At 59.7% G+C, this 20,746-nt stretch carries 15 protein-coding genes and 4 tRNA genes; 15 read left to right on the top strand and 4 right to left on the bottom strand.

Translation table 11 applies throughout. The features are described from left to right. Positions 1 to 31 precede the first annotated feature (31 nt). The 9 genes from ACWKV7_RS03335 (at position 32) to ACWKV7_RS03295 (ending at position 11,405) form a co-directional block, all read left to right on the top strand. Positions 32 to 2,410 carry a hypothetical protein gene (locus ACWKV7_RS03335; protein WP_483856202.1) on the top strand — a complete coding sequence of 793 codons (2,379 nt, stop codon included), beginning with the start codon at positions 32 to 34 and terminating at the stop codon, positions 2,408 to 2,410. 7 nt (positions 2,411 to 2,417) lie between these two features. Next, positions 2,418 to 3,830: a hypothetical protein gene (locus ACWKV7_RS03330; RefSeq protein ID WP_483856201.1), complete on the top strand. Its 1,413-nt coding sequence runs from the start codon at positions 2,418 to 2,420 to the stop codon at positions 3,828 to 3,830. A 17-nt stretch (positions 3,831 to 3,847) separates the two neighbouring features. After that, positions 3,848 to 4,711, top strand: coding sequence for a dTDP-4-dehydrorhamnose reductase family protein (locus ACWKV7_RS03325; RefSeq protein ID WP_483856200.1), 864 nt, complete (start codon positions 3,848 to 3,850; stop codon positions 4,709 to 4,711). Positions 4,712 to 4,813: 102 nt separating this feature from the next. Further along, positions 4,814 to 5,824, top strand: a complete 1,011-nt coding sequence (locus tag ACWKV7_RS03320; protein ID WP_483856199.1) for a polysaccharide biosynthesis protein — start codon at positions 4,814 to 4,816, stop codon at positions 5,822 to 5,824. Next, positions 5,817 to 6,944, top strand: coding sequence for a non-hydrolyzing UDP-N-acetylglucosamine 2-epimerase (wecB, locus tag ACWKV7_RS03315; protein WP_483856198.1), 1,128 nt, complete (start codon positions 5,817 to 5,819; stop codon positions 6,942 to 6,944). The genes ACWKV7_RS03320 and wecB overlap by 8 nt, the downstream gene beginning before the upstream one ends. 1 nt (position 6,945) lies before the next feature. Further along, positions 6,946 to 7,905 (top strand): UDP-glucose 4-epimerase family protein, encoded by a 960-nt coding sequence (locus ACWKV7_RS03310; RefSeq protein ID WP_483856197.1) that lies wholly within the window; start codon positions 6,946 to 6,948, stop codon positions 7,903 to 7,905. Beyond that, a complete protein-coding gene (locus tag ACWKV7_RS03305; RefSeq protein ID WP_483856196.1) occupies positions 7,905 to 8,930 on the top strand; it encodes an MraY family glycosyltransferase in 1,026 nt (341 codons plus the stop codon). Before ACWKV7_RS03310 ends, ACWKV7_RS03305 begins: the two co-directional genes overlap by 1 nt. A 17-nt stretch (positions 8,931 to 8,947) precedes the next feature. Continuing rightward, positions 8,948 to 10,927 (top strand): polysaccharide biosynthesis protein, encoded by a 1,980-nt coding sequence (locus tag ACWKV7_RS03300; RefSeq protein WP_483856282.1) that lies wholly within the window; start codon positions 8,948 to 8,950, stop codon positions 10,925 to 10,927. A gap of 148 nt (positions 10,928 to 11,075) precedes the next feature. After that, entirely contained in the window at positions 11,076 to 11,405 is a 330-nt protein-coding gene (locus ACWKV7_RS03295) for a ComEA family DNA-binding protein (RefSeq protein WP_483856195.1), read from the top strand. Positions 11,406 to 11,546: 141 nt separating this feature from the next. Here the strand turns inward: ACWKV7_RS03295 and ACWKV7_RS03290 are convergent. Together ACWKV7_RS03290 and ACWKV7_RS03285 are read right to left on the bottom strand one after the other, a co-directional pair. Next, positions 11,547 to 11,622, bottom strand: a tRNA-Asn gene (locus ACWKV7_RS03290). A gap of 60 nt (positions 11,623 to 11,682) precedes the next feature. Then, on the bottom strand, positions 11,683 to 12,879 hold the full coding sequence (locus ACWKV7_RS03285; RefSeq protein WP_483856194.1) for an amino acid aminotransferase: 1,197 nt from the start codon (positions 12,877 to 12,879) through the stop codon (positions 11,683 to 11,685). 211 nt (positions 12,880 to 13,090) lie between these two features. On the opposite strand from ACWKV7_RS03285, the gene uvrB reads away from it, so the two are divergent. Then, a complete protein-coding gene (gene uvrB, locus ACWKV7_RS03280; RefSeq protein ID WP_483856193.1) occupies positions 13,091 to 15,106 on the top strand; it encodes an excinuclease ABC subunit UvrB in 2,016 nt (671 codons plus the stop codon). A gap of 6 nt (positions 15,107 to 15,112) precedes the next feature. On the opposite strand, the gene ACWKV7_RS03275 is transcribed toward uvrB, so the two are convergent. Continuing rightward, positions 15,113 to 16,663, bottom strand: a complete 1,551-nt coding sequence (locus tag ACWKV7_RS03275) for an MDR family MFS transporter (RefSeq protein WP_483856192.1) — start codon at positions 16,661 to 16,663, stop codon at positions 15,113 to 15,115. Beyond that, on the bottom strand, positions 16,653 to 17,702 hold the full coding sequence (locus tag ACWKV7_RS03270) for an HlyD family secretion protein (protein ID WP_483856191.1): 1,050 nt from the start codon (positions 17,700 to 17,702) through the stop codon (positions 16,653 to 16,655). The genes ACWKV7_RS03275 and ACWKV7_RS03270 overlap by 11 nt, the downstream gene beginning before the upstream one ends. 110 nt (positions 17,703 to 17,812) lie before the next feature. On the opposite strand from ACWKV7_RS03270, the gene ACWKV7_RS03265 reads away from it, so the two are divergent. The 5 genes from ACWKV7_RS03265 (at position 17,813) to ACWKV7_RS03245 (ending at position 20,710) form a co-directional block, all read left to right on the top strand. Next, the gene (locus ACWKV7_RS03265; protein ID WP_483856190.1) at positions 17,813 to 18,733 is read left to right on the top strand and encodes a LysR family transcriptional regulator; all 921 of its coding nucleotides are present in this window, start codon (positions 17,813 to 17,815) and stop codon (positions 18,731 to 18,733) included. A gap of 23 nt (positions 18,734 to 18,756) precedes the next feature. After that, positions 18,757 to 20,238, top strand: a complete 1,482-nt coding sequence (gene gltX, locus ACWKV7_RS03260) for a glutamate--tRNA ligase (RefSeq protein WP_483856189.1) — start codon at positions 18,757 to 18,759, stop codon at positions 20,236 to 20,238. A gap of 145 nt (positions 20,239 to 20,383) precedes the next feature. Then, positions 20,384 to 20,459 (top strand) — tRNA-Ala (locus ACWKV7_RS03255). 49 nt (positions 20,460 to 20,508) lie between these two features. Further along, positions 20,509 to 20,584, top strand: a tRNA-Glu gene (locus tag ACWKV7_RS03250). A 50-nt stretch (positions 20,585 to 20,634) separates the two neighbouring features. Continuing rightward, positions 20,635 to 20,710 (top strand) — tRNA-Ala (locus ACWKV7_RS03245). The last annotated feature ends 36 nt before the right edge of the window (positions 20,711 to 20,746 follow it).

Raw genomic sequence — 20,746 nt, 5'->3', positions numbered from 1 at the left:
TCGAAGGCGAGCGCGAATGTAAGGACAGACAATGAGTCTTCTGCTTTACCCTGCTGCCTTCATGGCCAACACCTTCGCCATGATGTTGGTGATGATCGGCCTGAGCCTGTTCGGCAAGCCGGTGCTGGCAGCCGACTTCGGCCTGATCCATGGCGCCACGGTGGCGCTTTTTTACGCCTTCTCTGGCAATGCGCGCAGCCTGATCCTGGCCGAGTCCGGCGAGGTCGGTGCGGGCAGCATCCTCCGTTTGCGCCTGCTGATGTTACTGCCGCTGGGCATTCTGGCCTTCATGCTGTGCATCGGCGTGGCCGATGGCGGCTGGTTGTTCGTGCTGCTGCTGGTGGTGCGGCGGGCCGCCGAGTGGCTGGCAGAGATCTTCCTCAGCGAGCAGGAACTGCATCATCAGAGGCGCGCGGCGCTGCGTTTTTTGCTGATCCAGGGCTGCCTGAGCCTGACGCTACTGCTAGCATTACTCGATGGCGGCATCTTAGCGCTGCCCATGACCCTGCTCTGGGGCCTGTCGCCGTTGATCGGCTGCCTCAGCCTGGACCTTCTCGGTCGGGCCTTGCGAAACCCCATGCCGCTGTTGCCGAGCATCCGCCAGTTGCTGCCCCACTTCGGCTCGACGGCGGTCATCGGTGTCTCGGTGTACGTGTTCCGCCTGTTCATCCTGCTGATGACGGGAAAGCAGGTGGCGGGCGACCTATTTTCCGCCTTTGCTCTGGGCGGCATCTTGGGCGCGGTCTTCTCCCAGGCGCTGGGGCCGACCATGGTGCGCCACGAGCAGCGCTCCGGCGAGTGGGGGCGGCTGTTCAACCTTATGCTGATGGCGCTGCTGCTGGTGGGGTTGGGCCTGGTGGTGCTGGTCTGGAGCCAGCCTCAGGTACTCGACTGGACGAACAAGGGCCAGCTGTTCTGGCTGGCGGTGGGTTGCTCGCTGGTTGGGGGCGTGGTCATGGTGCTGGCGCAGCGTATTCGTTTGCGCATCATCCAGGACGATGTCGGTGGGGATGTGTTCGGTTCGGACATCCTGGCGAACATACTGTTGGTGGCGAGCATTCCGCTATTGTTCTTCTGGGTTGGCTCTGAGTCGTTGGCTCTATTGTACCTGCTGGCTGCCTTGCTCTCTTACATCTTCTACGCGAGCGAAAGAGGTGGCTTGCCCACGTTGCTAGGTATTCGCTTGCACGGGCGTGCGATTCCTCTATTGCTTGCAGTCTTAGTTATGGTGCCGGTTTTCTTTCAGTTGAAAGGCGGGGTGTTCAATTCCAAGGATATTGTCTTCTCAAGTGATGGAGTCTTGTCGCAGTTGCCGCTCCCTTTTTCGATTTTTGCTTGCTACATGGGGCTGGCTTTTTTTGGTGACTATTCTCGGGTACGGCGTTCCTTGCTGGCCTTCTTTTTCCTATATATGGGTATGCTTCTTAGTACTTTGCTTGCTGGTGCGGTTTCCAGTGAGCGACTAATTTTGTTGATTCAGTATTTGCTGCCTGTGGCGGCATTGATAATGGGTGAGCAGTTTGGCCAGCAGCCACGCGCTGCTCCAATGCTTTCCAATACGGCACAGTGGGTTCTATGGCTTGTGGTTCCTGTGCAGCTTGTCAGTAGTTGGCAGCTTGGCTATGGGTATCTGTCGCCAAGCGTGTATCTGTTCAGTATTTATCAGCATCTGCAGTATGTGCCGGTTCTATTCGTCGGGCTCTACTGGTTGTTGGTTTTTGGTCAGGGCACAAAGCACACGTCTCTGAGTATTTGGGCGCTCGGCTTCTTGATGGCGATCTATGTGGTCAAGTCACAATCCCTGACGGCAATGCTGTTTATGATGGTGGCGGCGTGTGGGTATGCTCTAAGGAATCATGGTGTTGGCTTTTCAAAGGCTCTTGGTTTTATTTTCATTTTTGCTTTGGGGGGGGGGCTGGGTTTAAAGGGTATGGTTGATCGTCCGTCGTTTGTGCAGAAGTTTTTCTCTGAGTCGCAGACGTTTTTGCCTGTGAGTATTTTTGAGCGTGGAGAGTATTGGTCACTTTATGCTAGTAAAATTCTTGATAATGGTGCAGGGTTCTTGTTAGGGCATGCGGAATCTATGGACCGGGAGCGCTACCCAAGTGCTCACAACTACTATCTTGATCTTTTGTATAATTTTGGCCTTGTCGGTCTGATGCCGTTGTTGGGGTTGATTGCTTATACCATGCTTAAAGTGGCTTCTCGTTTCTCTATGGTTTGGCGTCAACCGGCTTTACTTGGGCTTGTTGGAGTGGTGGCCTTCTGGGTGTTGGTTGATAACTTTATCAAGGTTGGACTGCGTCAGCCCTATCCTGGAATTTTGGTTTTCTTTTCCTGGGGGGTTCTACTAGCATTTTTGGAACGGTCGGAAGCGCCTGCTGTGGCTCTCGACAATAAGATCGTCTGAGGGAATTATGCGCTGGGAAAGCTTGATCAAGGCCGCGTGGATGGCCGTATTTGCATTGGTTGCACTAGTTGCCGGTTGTGCTCTGGTTGAGTATCGGGGGAGTGCTTGGGTTTATACGTTGTTCACTGTGCTTTCCGTCGCAGTATTATTTGTGGGGTTTGGGCAGCAGGCAATTTTTTTCGATGCCTTCATTGGCGTGCTGCTGTGGATTGGCTTCTGGTTGAAGTTTAGTTTGCAAACGGCCTTTTTTGAGGGGCGTTTTAATATCCCCATCGGTGATTTTGATGGTGCCCCCGATTCCTTCGACAAGGCTCTGCTCATTGTGTGCTGCGCGTTGGCGGCCATTTTGTTTGCGCGTTGGGTTCGGCAACGATGGTTTTTCAACTATCCAAAGGGTTTGCCAGAGATTGGATATATTGGTTTGTTTAGCTTCTATCGCCGTCATCGTACTCATTTTCTCTATGGCTTCGTGCTGGGTGTGCTGTTGGTGTGTGTGGCGAATGCATGGTTCGGTATCTATCAGCGCGGACAAGTGGCGCGCGTGACATTGCCGTTTGGGTTGAATGGTGTCTTTGCTTGGCTGCTGATGTTCGGTATGGCCTCGGTATCGGCAGTGATATTGCGTTTCGAGTTTGAGTTGAATCGGGAGCGCTATTGGGTTGCGATCGGTATTGCTTTGCTGGAAACGACGCTTTCAAATATCTCGCTGTGGAGCCGCGGCATGATTCTGAATGGGTCATCTCTGCTATATGGCGCTGTGGCTCAGTTTAAGTGCAGTGAGTCTCGTTTGCGTATTCGCCTGACTGTCGGAGCTGTATTTATTTTTTGTGCTTTATTTGCGGTTTCTGTATATGCCGTGAATTACATGCGTGCTCTCGATTTTCACAAGGGGGGTGATTCGTCGCAGATTGCTCACCAGCTTGCAGTCGACCAAACATCGACTTTGTTTCTGGATCGCTGGGTGGGTATTGAGGGGGTCATGTCTGTTGTAGGTGCGGAGCGTCGGTTGGGTTTTGGTCTTTTCAAAGATGCGCTGTCTGAGCGTTTTGATACTGGTGAAAACTCTTTTTATGATAAAAACTTCATAGATACGCCGTATGATAACTCGCGGGGCAATGGGCTCCATTTCATATCGTTGCCCGGCTATATAGCCTTCCTTTTTTATCCAGGTTCATATGTCTTTCTATTTTTTGCGGTATTTTTTTTCTCTGTATTGGCGGCTTGTGTCGAGTTTTTAGTTTATCATGTGGGTGGCAAGAATTTGGTATTATGCGCGCTTATTGCTCAGGTTGTCGCATTCCGATATACCAGCTTTGGTTATGTTCCAATGCAGAGCTACTTGTTGTTTGGTTCTATTCTGTTAAATCTCCTGATTTTGTTCTTTTTTGATAGGCTTATGCGCAGTTTTTTCAAGCCATGAATTGAAAGGTTTAATCTATGTCCCGGATTTTGGTTCTAGGCGTTACTGGCATGTTGGGTAATGCCGTATTTCACGTTTTTTCTAGCGATACCTCGCATGAGGTATGGGGAACTTTGCGCAATGGGTCGGCTCTGCGGTACTTCCCGCATAGCAAACATGCACACCTGCTCTGCGGGGTCGATGCACTCGATCAAGATGCGCTTGCAGCAGTGATGGCGCGTGTTAAACCGGACGTGGTAATCAACTGCGTCGGACTGATCAAGCAGCTTGCTGATGCCAAGGATCCCCTCACAGCATTACCCATCAATGCCATGCTGCCGCACCGCTTAGCGCGGCTTTGCGAGTTGGTTGGCGCGCGGCTGATCCATATCAGCACCGACTGCGTCTTCTCTGGGCGCAAGGGTATGTATCTTGAAAGTGACTTGTCGGATGCCGAGGATCTTTACGGAAAGTCAAAATACATCGGTGAGCTGCATGATCTGGCACATGCGATCACCTTGCGCACCTCCATCATTGGCCACGAACTGGGCTCGAACCACGCACTGGTTGACTGGTTCCTGTCGCAGCAGAGCAGCGTCAGGGGGTTCACCCGGGCAATTTTCTCCGGGCTACCGACGGTGGAGCTGGCACGGGTGATGAAAGACGTCGTGATTTCGCATCCGCAGCTCAATGGCCTGTATCATGTCGCCGCCGAGCCAATAGACAAGTTCCGGTTGCTCAATCTAGTGGCCGCGCAGTACGGCAAGTCGATTGAGATTTGCGCGGATGACGCGCTGGTGATCGACCGCTCGCTGGATGGTTCACGCTTCCGCGTGGCCACTGGTTATGTGGCGCCGGACTGGGCTGAACTAGTGCGGCGGATGCACCAGCAACGCGGGTAGGGTAATTCTGTGGCGGGGCAATTGTGGGTGTGCCGCGACCCTCTCTCACTCAAGAATGGCGGCTGTGGTTCCTCAAGCTGCGTTTATGTTTTGGAAGATTCTATGTTCGATGACAAGGTATTGATGATCACCGGAGGCACCGGCTCCTTCGGTCATACGGTGCTCAGGCGTTTCCTCGATACCGATGTGCGCGAGATTCGCATCTTCTCCCGTGACGAGAAGAAGCAGGAGGACATGCGTACTGCCCTGGCCAATGACAAGGTCAAGTTCTATATCGGCGATGTGCGCGATTACGACAGCCTCCGGCAGGCCATGGTCGGCGTCGACTACATCTTCCATGCCGCGGCGCTCAAGCAGGTGCCGTCCTGCGAGTTTTACCCCATGGAGGCGGTGCGCACCAACGTCAATGGTACCGAGAACGTGCTCAACGCGGCCATCGCCAGCGGCGTGAGGCGGCTGGTGGTGCTGTCCACCGACAAGGCGGTGTATCCGATCAACGCCATGGGTATTTCCAAGGCGATGGCCGAAAAACTGATGGTGGCCAAGTCGCGCATGATTCCCGACGGCAACACTGTGGTGTGTGCTACTCGCTACGGTAACGTGATGGCCTCGCGCGGCTCGGTGATTCCATTGTTCATCGAGCAGATGCGCAGCGGCGAGCCGCTGACTGTGACCGACCCGCAGATGACGCGTTTCTTGATGTCGCTGGAAGATTCCGTGGATCTGGTGCTGCATGCTTTCGAGCACGGCCAGCAGGGCGATCTGTTTGTGCAGAAGGCACCGGCCTCCACGGTGGGCGATCTAGCCCAGGCTCTTAAGGAGCTGTTCGGCCGAGATAACCCGATACGGGTGATCGGCACCCGCCACGGCGAGAAGCTTTATGAGTCGCTGGTCTCCCGCGAGGAGATGGCCAAGGCCGAGGACATGGGCCGCTACTACCGCATCCCGGCGGACAACCGAGATCTCAACTACAAGAAGTATTTTGTCGAGGGCGAGGAGAGGATTTCCGAACTGGACGACTACACCTCGCACAACACCGAGCGCCTGGATGTTCCCGGCATCAAGCAGCTGCTGCTCAAGCTCGACTACATCAAGGAGCAGCTCGATGCTTAAGGTCATGACCCTGGTCGGCACCCGTCCGGAGTTGATCAAGATGAGTCGGGTGATTGCCGAGTTGGACCGCCAGGTCAATCACATGCTGGTGCACTCCGGGCAGAACTACGACTACGAGCTCAATCAGGTGTTCTTCGACGACCTGGAGATCCGCAAGCCTGACCATTTCCTCGGCGCCGCGGGCGAGACCGCCGCGCAGACCATCGCCGAGGTGATCGCTAAAGCCGATGCGGTGTTCGAACTGGAAAAGCCCGATGCGCTGCTGCTCTACGGCGACACCAACACCTGCCTGGCGGTGATCGCGGCCAAGCGGCGCAAGATTCCGGTGTTCCATATGGAGGCGGGCAACCGCTGCTTCGACCAGCGGGTGCCTGAGGAACTCAACCGCAAGGTGCTCGACCACCTCTCCGACATCAACCTAGTGCTCACCGAGCATGCCCGCCGCTACCTGATCGCCGAGGGCATTCGCCCCGAGACCATCATCAAGACCGGCTCGCACATGCAGGAAGTGCTCGACTACTACATGCCGAAGATCGAACAGTCGGACGTGTTGGCGCGTGAGCAACTGGAGGCAGGAAAGTATTTCGTTGTCAGTGTGCATCGCGAGGAAAACGTCGACAGCCGGGAAAACCTCCTCGAGCTGCTGGATGCGTTGCGTGCCTTGGCCGATGAATATGGTTTCCCGCTGGTCGTTTCCACCCATCCGCGAACCCGCAAACGGTTGGAGGCCCTGGGGCAGTCGCTCGACCACCCGCTGATCCGTTTCGTGAAGCCCTTCGGCCTGCTGGATTACATCAAGCTGCAGATGTCGGCGTTCTGCGTGCTCTCGGACAGCGGCACCATCACCGAGGAGGCCTCCTTGCTGAACCTCCCGGCGGTCACCTTGCGTAATGCCCATGAGCGTCCGGAGGGGATGGACGAAGGTACCCTGATCATGAGCGGCCCAAAGGCAGCCTCGGTGCTTGCCGCCGTGCGTGTCGTCGCCAGCCAGCACGATCCGCAGCGGCGGATGATCCCGCTGGTGGCCGATTACCAGGGCGGTCCGGTCTCGATGCAAGTGGTGCGCATCGTCCTCAGCTACACGGATTACGTGAATCGCACGGTCTGGCGAAAGGGTTGATATGCGCGTTCTCTTGACCGGTGCCAGCGGATTTGTCGGCCGGGCTGTGCAGCGTCGTTTATTGAGTGATGGCGGTTGGCAGGTGCGTGGTGCTTTTCGACGGATACCGAGCGAATTGCCGGCATCCATGGCGGCTTGCGCAGTCGCGGACCTCGGTCCAGATACTGATTGGACGGCGGCCCTCGAGGGGGTCGACGTCATCATCCACTGTGCCGCGCGGGTGCATGTGATGAACGAGCAGGAGGCCGATCCGCTGGTCGAATTCCGTCGTGCCAATACCGAAGGCACCCTCAATCTGGCGCGTCAGGCCGTGGCGGCGGGCGTCAAGCGCCTGGTCTTTGTCAGTTCGATTAAGGTGAATGGCGAGCAGACCGTGGCGGGGCTGGCGTTCCGTGCAGACGGCGAGGCGCAACCCAGCGATCCTTATAGTCTTTCGAAATGGGAGGCAGAGCAGGGGTTGCTGGCTCTGGCGGCAGAGACCGGGCTGGAGGTGGCAGTGGTGAGACCGCCCTTGGTTTACGGGCCGGGGGTCAAGGCGAACTTCCTGAGCATGATGCTCTGGTTGAAACGCGGCATTCCGCTGCCTTTCGGGGCCATCGACAATCGTCGCAGCCTGGTGGCGGTGGATAACCTGGTGGATCTGCTGGTGGTATGCCTGCAACATCCGGCAGCGGCCAATCAGCGCTTTCTGGTTAGCGATGGCGAGGATTTGTCTACCAGCGAGCTGCTGCGTCGCCTGGGCATTGCGCTGGGGCGGCCGGCACGCTTGCTTCCGGTTCCGCAGCACTGGATCGAGGGTGGTGCCCGCCTGCTGGGGCGGAGCGATCTGGGTCAGCGCTTGTGCGGTTCGTTGCAGGTCGATATCGACAAGACGCGGCAGTTGTTGGGCTGGACCCCCCCGGTGAGTGTCGAGCAGGGGTTGGCGCGGACGGCCGCCCATTTCATCCAGGAGCAGTGTTGATGGTGGTTGCTATTGTCGTGTGTGCGGCTCTGCTGGCCTGGATCATGACCGGTCTGCTGCGTCGCTATGCGTTGGCCCGCAGTCTGCTGGACATTCCCAATGCGCGCAGCTCACATAGTCTGCCCACCCCGCGTGGTGGGGGGGTGGCCATAGTCGCGGCCTTCGGCCTTGGGTTGGCTGCCCTTGCTGTTTCCGGTCTGGCCTTGCCCGTCTGTGTGCTATGGGCGTTGGGTGGGGCGGGTATTGCCATCGCCTTGCTGGGCTTTCTCGACGACCATGGCCATATCGCCGCTCGCTGGCGCTTGCTCGGACACTTCGTGGCCGCTGCCTGGGGGCTTTACTGGCTTGGTGGAATGCCAGCCCTGAGCCTGTTGGGAGTCGAGGTGTCGTTGGGGACTGTCGGCCATGTATTGGCGGCCTTCTATCTGGTCTGGTTGCTGAATCTATACAACTTCATGGATGGCATCGATGGCATCGCCAGTGTCGAGGCGGTTTGCGTCTGTCTGGGTGGGGCGCTGCTCTATGGTTTGGTCGATGCTGAAGGAGTGTTGGTCGGTAGGCAAACCCTGCTGCTGCTGCTCGCCGCCGCAGTGGCTGGCTTCCTGATTTGGAATTTCCCGCCAGCCCGCATCTTCATGGGCGATGCGGGCAGTGGCTTTCTTGGGATCATGCTTGGCCTGCTATCGATCCAGGCGGCTTGGGATGAACCCAGATTATTCTGGGGGTGGCTGATATTGCTTGGCGTATTCTCCGTTGATGCCACTATCACTTTGGCGCGTCGTCTGTTAAGGGGCGAGAAGGTTTACCAGGCCCATCGCAGCCATGCCTATCAACACGCCTCGCGGCGGCTCGGTCGTCACCTACCGGTAACGTTGGCGGTGCTAGCCATCAATCTTGGCTGGTTGCTACCAATTGCTGCGGGGGTGGCATTGGGGCTTCTGGACGGGCTGGTTGGCGTGCTACTCGCTTACGCGCCTTTATTGGCACTGGCGCTGCAATTTAATGCTGGGCAGGAGGGAGTATGACGCGGGAAGCGAGATCGATGCCAACGAGCTTGCGTGAGCGTCTCCTTGGGCTATCGCGCAGGAGCAAGCGCAGTCTGCAGGTATTGACAGACGTGTTCTTTCTCTGGGTGGCATTGTGGCTGGCCTTCTTCGTCCGGCTAGGTTACGAGCGGATGATCGATCCGTTCGATCGGTATGTCTGGCTGTTCTTGGCTGCGCCGTCCACTGCTATTCCGCTGTTCGTGCGCTTCGGTCTGTATCGAGCGGTCCTGCGTTACTTCGGTAGCTACGCCTTGGTAACCATCTTCAATGCCATCAGCCTATCGGCGCTATTACTGGCTCTGGTGATCTATCTGGTCCAGCCGGATGAGCTAATGCCTCGCTCGGTCATTTTCATTTACTGGGCGCTGTCCTTGCTGTTCATCGGCGGATTGCGCCTACTTATGCGCTTCTACTTCAGTGGTGACCTACTGCCATTGCGGGGGCGCGGCAAAGCACCAACGCAGCGTCGGGTAGCTATCTACGGTGCGGGTTCTGCTGGTAACCAGTTGTTGGTGGCGCTGCGCATGGGCCGGCAGATGCTGCCGGTTGCCTTCATTGATGATGATGAGGGTATCGCCAATCGTGTCATTGCCGGGCTGAAGGTCTATAAGCCGAAGCATATCGATCAACTGATCGATGACACCGATGCCGAGGAAATCCTCCTGGCGATTCCGTCTGCCTCCCGTGCGCGGCGTCGGGAAATCCTGGCGGCGCTCGAGCGCTATCCCGTGCATGTGCGCACCATCCCAGGCTTCATGGACCTTGCCAGTGGGCGGGTGAGTGTTAGCGATCTGCAGGAGGTCGATGTCATTGACTTGCTTGGCCGGGATGCCGTTCCGCCACGGCAGGAGTTATTCGAGCGCTGCATACGCGATCAGGTGGTGATGGTGACCGGTGCGGGGGGCTCCATCGGTTCCGAGCTGTGTCGTCAGGTGCTACCGTTGCAGCCAACGACCCTGGTGTTGTTCGAAAGCTGTGAATTCAACCTCTATCGTGTGCAGCAGGAGCTCGAACAGTGGATCCTGCACAACCGTCTGCCCGTCAAACTGATCGGCATCTTGGGCAATGTGCGGGACTCGGAGCGTCTGTATGACGTCATGCGGACCTGGTCGGTGCAGACGGTGTATCACGCGGCGGCATACAAGCATGTACCCATCGTTGAGCACAACGTGGCCGAGGGTGTGCTGAACAATGTGATGGGTACCTTGCACACCGCGCAGTCGGCGATTCGCGCCGGCGTAAAGCACTTCGTCTTGATCTCGACCGATAAGGCTGTGCGTCCGACGAACGTCATGGGCAGCACCAAGCGCTTGGCGGAGATGATTCTGCAAGCTTTAAGTGGCGAGTCCGCCCCCGTCCTGATTGGGCATGATGAGGCGGGGCCGCAGATTAGTCGAACTCGTTTCACAATGGTGCGGTTCGGTAATGTTCTGGGCTCTTCGGGCTCGGTGATTCCCCTGTTCCGCGAGCAGATCAAGCGTGGTGGACCTGTAACGGTGACCCACCCGAACATTACCCGCTTTTTCATGACCATCCCTGAGGCGGCCCAGTTGGTAATTCAGGCCGGGGCCATGGGGCAAGGCGGAGATGTCTTCGTCCTGGACATGGGCGAGCCGGTGAAGATCGCCGACCTGGCCGCCAAGATGATCCATCTGTCTGGCTTGAGCTTGCGCGACGAATCCAATCCCCATGGCGACATAGCTATCGAGTTCACAGGTCTGCGGCCGGGAGAAAAACTCTACGAGGAGCTATTGATTGGTGACAATGCCAGCCTCACTGATCATCCGATGATCATGCGGGCCAATGAGGAGAGCTTGTCTTGGCAGGCCTTGAGAGTAGTGCTGGATGAGTTGCTGCGTACCATCCGGGCGGGGGACTATGTGCAGGTCCGGCAGCTGTTGCGCGGAACGGTCAATGGCTACGCTCCAGAGGGGGAGATCGTCGACTGGTTTCACCAGCAGCGCTCTACCCTTTGAGAATCACCCTCCAAGGGTGAATCCGATATCTCGGCGGCTCCGCTAGCAAATCTGCTCAGGTCGATTTGACATCATAAAAATATTCGTTATTTTTCTCCACGCGGGTTATGGAAACCCGCGCTAACTCACTTTGATAAGGACTTCGTTTATGAGAAATGCTCTCTCTTCCCTCCTGTTCGCCTTCCTGACCAGCGCTGCCGTAGTTGTATCCGCGGCAGAGGCGCCCAAGACCGAATCGACCAAGCCCGCTGTCACCCAGGCAGCTGCAGTGGCTGAGGCTGGCAAGGTCAATATCAATACCGCCGACGCAGCTACCCTGGCACGTGAGCTCAATGGTATCGGGCCGGCCAAGGCGAATGCGATTGTCGAGCACCGTGAGGCCAACGGCCCGTTCGCTTCGGTGGACGAGTTGGTGGAGGTCAAGGGAATCGGGGCGGCAACGCTGGAGAAGAACCGCGACAAGTTGAGCATCAACTGATCGCGTAGAGCGTAGCAGTCAGGCCGATCATCGATCGGCCTGTTTTGTTTCTGAGGGGCGGTCTTCCGGGTGGGCGTGTGGCCTAAGCATCTGGAATGCAAAAAGAAAAACCCCAGCCTTCGGGGCTGGGGTTTCTTTATTTGGCTCCGCGACCTGGACTCGAACCAGGGACCCAATGATTAACAGTCATTTGCTCTACCGACTGAGCTATCGCGGAACAACGGCGCGTATCCTACTGATTAAAAAGGGGAAGTCAAGCATGACTTCCCCGGTTTTTTCAGAGTACCTGAGCGATGGCGCGGGTCACGCCGTTCAGGTTGCTGCGATTCAGCGCGGCGACGCAGATGCGCCCGGTGCTGATGGCGTAGATGCCGAAATCGTTCTTCAGCCGTTCGACCTGTTCGGCGCTCAGGCCGGAATAGGAGAACATCCCGCGTTGCTTGGCGACGAAGCTGAAGTCGCGCTTGGCACCTTGGGCGGCAAGCTGCTCCACCATGGCCAGGCGCATGCCGCGGATGCGTTCGCGCATCTCGCCGAGTTCCTCTTCCCAGAGCGCACGCAGCGCGGGATCGTTTAGCACGGCAGCGACTACGGTAGCGCCATGGGTTGGCGGGTTGGAGTAGTTGGTGCGGATCACTCGCTTGAGTTGGGATAGCACCCGCGCGGACTCGTCCTTGGACTCGGTGACGATGGTCAGCGCACCGACGCGCTCGCCATACAGCGAGAAGGACTTGGAGAAGGAACTCGAGACGAAGAACGGCAGGCCCGATTCGGCGAACAGGCGCACCGCCGCGGCGTCTTCCTCGATGCCATCGCCGAAGCCCTGGTAGGCGATGTCGAGGAAGGGCACATGCTCTCGTTCACGCAATACATCGAGCACGGCTTTCCAGTCGTCCAGGCTGAGGTCGACCCCGGTTGGGTTGTGGCAGCAGGCGTGGAGCACGACGATGGAGCGGGCCGGCAGCGTACGCAGGTCGGCCAGCATGCCGGCGCGATCCACGCCATGGGTGGCAGCATCGTAGTAGCGGTAGTTCTGCACCGGGAAACCGGCGGCTTCGAACAGGGCGCGGTGGTTTTCCCAGCTGGGATCGCTGATGGCGACCGGTGTATCCGGCAGCAGGCGCTTGAGGAAGTCGGCGCCGATCTTCAGGGCGCCGGTGCCACCTACGGCTTGGGCGGTGATTGCGCGGCCGCTGGCGATCACCGAAGCGTCGGTGCCGAAGAGCAGCTTCTGTACCGCCTGGTCATAGCTGGCGATGCCATCGATGGGCAGGTAGCCGCGCGGTGCGTGGGCTTCGATACGCGCCTGCTCGGCGGCGGCAACGGCCCGCATCAGCGGAATACGGCCTTCTTCGTTGTAGTAAACCCCCACGCCCAGGTTGACCTTGGTTGGCCGCGGGTCGGCATTGAACGCTTCGTTAAGGCCCAGAATCGGGTCGCGCGGAGCCATTTCGATGGCGGAGAACAAACTCATGATTGAGGGGCTCGAAAGAAGAGGGTGGGTGGCATGCAGCACCCACAACCATTGGCGCTGGGGTGTGCGCAAACGGGGCGGTATTATAGCCGCCATGCCCTGGCGCTGCGATACGCAGAATGCAGTTTTCGTGGCCTTTTCTCGTGCCGGCCCGCGTATGCTGGCTACCCTCTTTCCCCGTGGACATGCGTAGATTCTCGCCGAGGTTCCTATGTCAGCGTTTCAACTGGTAACCCGCTTCCAGCCGGCCGGCGATCAGCCGGAGGCCATCCGACAGATGGTCGAAGGGATCGAGGCCGGGCTGTCTCACCAGACCCTGCTCGGGGTGACCGGCTCGGGCAAGACGTTCAGCATCGCCAACGTGATCTCCCAGGTGCAGCGGCCGACCTTGGTGCTGGCGCCGAACAAGACGCTCGCCGCGCAGCTGTATGGCGAGTTCAAGAGCTTCTTCCCGAACAACGCGGTGGAGTATTTCGTTTCCTACTACGACTACTACCAGCCGGAAGCTTATGTGCCGTCCTCGGATACGTTCATCGAGAAGGACGCCTCGATCAACGACCACATCGAGCAGATGCGTCTTTCCGCCACCAAGGCGCTGCTGGAGCGGCCGGATGCGATCATCGTCACCACGGTGTCCTGCATCTACGGCCTCGGTGATCCGCAGTCCTATCTGCGCATGGTGCTGCATATCGACCGCGGCGACCGCATGGATCAGCGTGCCTTGCTACGTCGCCTGGCTGACCTGCAATACAGCCGCAACGACATGGACTTCGCTCGCGCCAGTTTCCGGGTACGGGGTGATGTGATCGACATCTTTCCCGCCGAATCCGATCTGGAGGCGATCCGCGTCGAGCTGTTCGACGATGAAGTGGAGAGCATCTCCGCTTTCGACCCGCTGACTGGCGAGGTGATTCGCAAATTGCCGCGCTACACCCTTTATCCCAAGAGCCACTATGTGACTCCCAGGGAAACCCTGCTTGAGGCGGTGGAGAACATCAAGGTCGAGCTGAAGGAGCGCCTGGAGTTCCTGCGCGCCAACAACAAGCTGGTGGAGGCGCAGCGCCTGGAGCAACGCACGCGCTTCGACCTGGAGATGATCCTCGAACTGGGCTACTGCAACGGCATCGAGAACTACTCGCGCTATCTCTCCGGCCGTGGGCCAGGTGAGCCGCCGCCGACGCTGTACGACTACCTGCCGGCCAATGCCTTGCTGGTGATCGACGAGTCGCATGTCAGCGTGCCGCAGGTCGGCGCCATGTTCAAAGGCGACCGCTCGCGCAAGGAAACCCTGGTCGAGTACGGTTTTCGCCTGCCCTCCGCGCTGGACAACCGTCCGCTGCGTTTCGACGAGTGGGAGGCGATCAGCCCGCAAACCATCTTCGTTTCGGCCACGCCCGGTCCCTACGAGGCCGAGCATGCTGGTCGGGTCATCGAGCAGGTGGTGCGGCCGACCGGGCTGGTCGATCCCGAGGTCGAGGTGCGCCCGGCGATCACCCAGGTGGACGACCTGCTTTCCGAAATCACCAAGCGCGTGGCCGTGGAGGAGCGGATCCTGGTCACCACCCTGACCAAGCGCATGGCCGAGGACCTCACCGACTACCTGGCCGACCACGGCGTACGGGTGCGCTACCTGCATTCGGATATCGATACCGTCGAGCGGGTCGAGATCATTCGCGACTTGCGCATCGGCACCTTCGATGTGCTGGTCGGCATCAACCTGCTGCGCGAAGGCCTCGACATGCCCGAGGTGTCGCTGGTGGCGATTCTCGATGCAGATAAGGAAGGCTTCCTGCGCTCCGAACGCTCGTTGATCCAAACCATCGGCCGCGCGGCGCGCAACCTGAACGGCAAGGCGATTCTTTACGCCGACAACATGACCGGCTCGATGCAGCGGGCCATTGGCGAGACCGAGCGGCGGCGGGCCAAGCAGATCGCATTCAACGACGCCCATGGCATCGTGCCCAAGGGCGTGAAGAAGGACATCCGGGATATCCTCGAAGGCGCCACGGTGCCCGGTTCGCGCAGCGGCAAGCGCCGTGCGCAGGCCAAGGCGGCGGAGGAGAGCGCTCGTTACGAGAACGAGCTGCGCTCGCCGAGCGAAATCAGCAAGCGCATTCGCCAGTTGGAGGAGAAGATGTTCCAGCTGGCCCGCGACCTGGAGTTCGAAGCCGCGGCGCAACTGCGCGACGAAATCCAGAAGCTGCGCGAGCGGCTACTGCAGGTCTAGCGGCGATCAGTGGGCGGCGCCGCCGGTGGCGCCGGCCGGAAGCTGCCGGGTCAGCAGCACGGCGACCATGCTGATGCCCAGGGCCAGGCCCACGAAATGGAAGGCATCGTTATAGGCCATGATACTGGCCTGCTCATGCACGATCTGGCTGAGCCTTCCCAGCGCCGCCTGCTCGCTGCCCAGTTGGGCGGTGAGTTGCGCCAGGCGTTCCGCCACCTGTGCATTGCCCGGCACCACGGCTTCGCGAAGGTAGTCGAAATATTGCTTGGTACGGCTGTCCAGCAGGGTGGCGAGCAGGGCGATGCCGATGGCGCCGCCGAGGTTGCGCAGGATATTGAACAGGCTGGAAGCGGAGCCGGCGTCCTGCGCTTGCACGTAGGCGGTGGCGATCAGCGAGATGGTCACCATGATCATCGGCTGGCCGAGCGCGCGAATGATCTGGATATGGTTGAACTGCGGGCCGGCGAAGTCCGGGTTGAGCGTGCCGGAGAAGAAGCTGGCGACACCGAACAGGGCGAAACCCAACGCGCAGAGGAGCTTCGGCGGAATCACTTTCATCAGCTTGGGAACGAAGGGGATCAGGAACAGCTGCGGCAACCCCATCCACATGATCACTTCGCCGATCTGCAGGGCATTGTAGCCCTGGATCTGTGCCAGGTAGAGCGGCAGCAGGTAGATCGAGCCGTAGAGCCCCAGGCCCATGCCGAGGCTGGAGATGCTGGTCAGCCCGAAGTTGCGCTCGCGCAGGATGCGCAGATTGATTAGCGGGTGCTCCCGCGAGAACTGCAGGATGACGAACAGGCACAGGCTGATCAGCGAAACGCTGCCCAGGCCGACGATCAGGCTGGATTCGAGCCAGTCCTTGCGATGACCCTCTTCGAGGAAGACCTGCAGGCAGCCCAGGCCCAGCGCCAGCGTCACGATACCGGCGTAGTCGGTACTTTTCAGCAGTTCCCAATGCGGCGCCTTTTTCTCCAGGCCATACAGCAGGCCGGCAATCATCAACAGGCCTGGCGGGATGTTGATGTAGAAGATGTATTCCCAGCCCCAGTTCTCCGTCAGCCAGCCCCCCAGGGTGGGGCCGATGGATGGTGCGAAGGTCGCGGTGATGGCGAACAGGGCCATACCCTTGGCGCGATGGTGCTCGGGCAGCTTGATCAGCGTCAGGGTGAAGGCCAGCGGGATCAGCGCGCCGCCGGTGAACCCCTGCAGGGCGCGGAACAGGATCATGCTTTCCAGGTTCCAGGCCAGCGAGCACAGCAGCGAGGAGAGCAGGAAGCCGATCGAGACCCATACCGCCAGGCGGCGCGCGGAGAGCAGCTGCACCAACCAGGCGGTGAGCGGGATCATGATGATCTCCGCCACCAGGTAGGAGGTGGAGATCCACGAGCCTTCCTCCAGCGTGGCGGAGAGCGCGCCCTGGATGTCCTTCAGCGAGGAGTTGGTGATCTGGATATCCAGGACCGCCATGAAGGCGCCGAGCATGGCGCTCATCACGGCAATCCAGTCGCGCCGGCTGGGCTCCCCGGTGGGGCGCGTCAGATCATCACCCGCCATGGCTTTGGTCGTCGCTGATGTCGATTTCGACTTCTACCGACATGCCAGGCCGAATCCTGCCCTTGAGCGGGTTGTCGGGGGCGAATACCAGCTTCACCGGAATGCGCTGTACGACCTTCGTGAAGTTGCCGGTGGCATTGTCCGGCGGCAGCAGGCTGAACTGCGCACCGGAGGCGGCGAACAGGCTGTCGATATGGCCCTGGATCGGCGTGTCGGGGAAGGCATCGAGGATCAGTTCGGCCTGTTGGCCCGGCCGCATGCGGCCCACCTGGGTTTCCTTGAAGTTGGCCTGCACCCATATTTCGTCGTCCGGCACGATCGACAGCAAATAGGTGCCGGGTTGCACCACCTGGCCGACACGTGCAGCGCGCTGGCCGACCCGCCCACTGATCGGGGCGTGGATTTCGGTGCGCTGCAGGTTCAGTTCCGCCTGGGCGATGTCGGTGCGGGCATTGGCGATCTGGGCCTGCAGGCGCTTGATCTCCGCATTCAACGCGTCCACCTGTTGACGCTGGGCGGCCATGTCGGCCTGGGCCTTGGCCAGTTGTGAGTGCGCCACACGGCTATCGGCGGAAAGGGTGGTGACGCGTTCTTCGGAAACGTAGCCGGGTTTGCGCAAGGCTTCGGCGCGCGACAGGTCGATCTGCGTGCGGCCAAGAGTGGCCTTGCTGGCCGCCACGTCGGCTTCGCTCGCAGCAATCACGCTGGCCTGCTGGTCCAGCCGGCTCTTGGCCTGGGCCAGCTCCGCTTCGCGGGTGGCGAGACTGGCGCGCGCGCGCTCGAGTGCGAGCTCGAAGTCGGCCGCCTCCAGCGTCGCGAGCAACTGGCCTTTCTTTACCTGCTGGTTGTCCTGCACCAGCACGTGTTCGATACGGGCGCCCAACTGGCTGGAGACACGGGTGATCTCGCCCTGGACGTAGGCATTGTCGGTGGACTCGTGGAAGCGTCCGACCAGTAGCCAGTGGCCGAGCAGCGCCAGTACGACGACAGCGACCAGTGCAATAAAGAGGGAAAGGCGACGTTGCAATTGTGCGGGCATGGTTGGCTCGTACGACGGGTAGCTTTTATCGGGGAGGGGAATTTATCACTGTTGCTGTTTGTGAGTCAGGCGGTAAGATTGACAAACTTTGTTGCTTGATGGGAACAATCATGGGGCTGGACGATGCGCTGATATTCACCCGTGTGGTGGAGTGCCATAGCTTCACGCTCGCCGCGCAGAGCCTGGGCATGCAGAAATCCACGGTCAGCAGGCGCATCGCGCTGCTCGAAGAGCGCCTCGGTGTGCGCCTGCTCAATCGCACCACGCGCAAGCTGCGCCTTACCGAGGTCGGGCAGGCCTATTACGAGCGCTGTCGGCAGATCATGCTGGACTTCGCCGAAGCCGAGCAGGCGGTGATGCAACTGCAGCAGGCGCCCTCGGGATTGCTGAAGATCACCGCGCCGATCGAGTTCGGCCAGTTGTTTCTCGGGCGCGTACTTGGCGAGTTCATGCGCCAATATCCGCAGATCACCGCCGAAGTCGAGTTGAGTTCGCGCAATGTCGATCCGGTGGAGGAGGGGGTGGACATCGCCATCCAGGTCGGCCAGCCGCAGGACTCCACGCTGATCGCCCGCAAGTTGTTCGAGAGTGGTCGTCGCCTGTGCGCCAGTCCTGGCTATCTGGAGGCCCACGGCACACCGCGTACGGTGGAGGAGCTGGCCGGCCATCGCGCGATTCTGCTGCATCACGACTCGCCGCGGCATTGGCCGCTGGTTGGCGAGAGCATTGCCTGCCAGCGCGTGCTGTCCTGCAACAACATCACCTTTGCCCGAGAGGCAGCGTTGGCCGGGGCGGGTATTGGCGGGCTGCCGATCATGATCAGCGAGGCGGCGGTGCAAGAGGGGCGGCTTTTGGAGGTGCTGCCCGAGGCTCGGCTGCCCACCAGCGAGCTGTATGCCGTCTACCCCTCGCGGCGCTTCCAGGCCATGAAGGTGAAGACCTTTCTCGACTTCCTGATGGCCAGCCTGCCGGTGGAGGAGGGGCGTCTGCTGGAGCCGACGACGGCGCCCCTGCTAACATCGCGCCTTTGATCTCCTCTGCCTAGAGAGCGCCCATGACCACCGTTCGTACCCGCATCGCGCCGTCGCCCACTGGCGACCCGCACGTCGGCACCGCCTATATCGCCCTGTTCAACCTGTGCTTCGCCCGCCAGCACGGCGGCCAGTTCATCCTGCGCATCGAAGATACCGATCAGCTCCGCTCCACCCGGGAGTCCGAGCAGCAGATCTTCGACTCCCTGCGCTGGCTGGGCATCGAATGGGATGAGGGGCCGGACGTCGGCGGCCCCCATGGCCCGTATCGGCAGAGCGAGCGGGGCGCGATCTACCAGAAATATTCCCGGGAGCTGGTCGACAAGGGGCACGCCTTCCACTGCTTCTGCACGCCCGAGCGCCTCGACCAGGTGCGCGCCGAGCAAATGGCCAACAAGGAAACCCCGCGCTACGACGGCCATTGCATGCAGCTTCCCGCTGACGAAGTGGCGCGGCGGCTGGCGGCCGGCGAGTCCAGCGTGGTGCGCATGAAGGTGCCGAGCGAGGGTGTCTGCGTCGTTCCGGACATGCTGCGTGGCGATGTGGAAATCCCATGGGACCGCATGGACATGCAGGTCCTGATGAAGGCGGACGGGCTGCCTACCTATTTCCTCGCCAACGTGGTGGATGATCACCTGATGGGCATCACCCATGTGCTGCGCGGCGAAGAGTGGCTGCCCTCGGCGCCCAAGCTGATCAAGCTCTACGAATACTTCGGCTGGGAGCAGCCGGCGCTCTGCTACATGCCGCTGCTGCGCAATCCGGACAAGAGCAAGCTGTCCAAGCGCAAGAACCCGACCTCGGTGACCTTCTACGAGCGCATGGGCTTCCTGCCCGAGGCCATGCTCAACTATCTGGGGCGCATGGGCTGGTCGATGCCGGATGAGCGGGAAAAGTTCTCCCTGGCGGAAATGATCGAACATTTCGACATCCAGCGCGTCTCCCTTGGCGGACCGATATTCGACCTGGAGAAGCTCTCCTGGTTGAACGGTCAGTGGTTGCGGGAGCTGTCCGTCGAGGCGTTTGCCGCCGAGGTGCGAAAGTGGGCGTTCAACCCTGAGTACCTGATGAAGATTGCCCCGCATGTGCAGGGGCGGGTGGAAACCTTCAGCCAGATCGCGCCGTTGGCCGGTTTCTTCTTTGCCGGTAGCGTACCGCTGGACGCCAAGCTGTTCGAGCACAAGAAACTCGGCGCGGACCAGGTGCGGCAGGTGATGCAATTGATCTTGTGGAAGCTGGAAGCGCTGCGCCAATGGGACAAGGAGCGGATCACCGGCTGCATACAGGCAGTGGTCGAGTACCTCGAACTCAAGCTGCGCGATGCCATGCCGCTGATGTTCGCGGCGATCACCGGGCAGGCCAGCTCGGTATCGGTGCTCGATGCCATGGAAATTCTCGGCCCGGACCTGACGCGCTACCGCCTGCGCCAGGCCATCGAGTTGCTCGGTGGCGTTTCGAAGAAGGAAACCAAGGAATGGGAGAAGCAGCTGGCGGCGATTGCCTGACCGCCGCGAGGGACACGCAAAGACCGCGTGTTCCTCGCGCCTGTCGCTTAAGTAATTGTTCTAGTGGCGAAAAAGTTTCAAGGGCGGGAAAAATTCTGTTGACAGCCCCCAGGGCCGCCCTTAACATGCGCCCCGTCCTTGAGATGGGGCTATAGCTCAGCTGGGAGAGCGCTTGCATGGCATGCAAGAGGTCGACGGTTCGATCCCGTCTAGCTCCACCAAATTGCCACGGTCAGCTTTTTAGCTGGCCGAGTTGTTAGAAGGGTTTGCGTCCCCTTCGTCTAGTGGCCTAGGACACCGCCCTTTCACGGCGGTAACAGGGGTTCGAGTCCCCTAGGGGACGCCATTATTCCAGCAGCAGCGCTTCGGCGTTGCGAGTCGAGAGACGCTAAATCCGGGGCTATAGCTCAGCTGGGAGAGCGCTTGCATGGCATGCAAGAGGTCGACGGTTCGATCCCGTCTAGCTCCACCAAATTGCCACGGTCAGCTTTTTAGCTGGCCGAGTTGT

The organism is Zestomonas ipomoeae (assembly GCF_057128665.1).
Note: the sequence above shows the minus strand (reverse complement) of the source record. Positions and strands in the feature narration are given on the sequence as shown.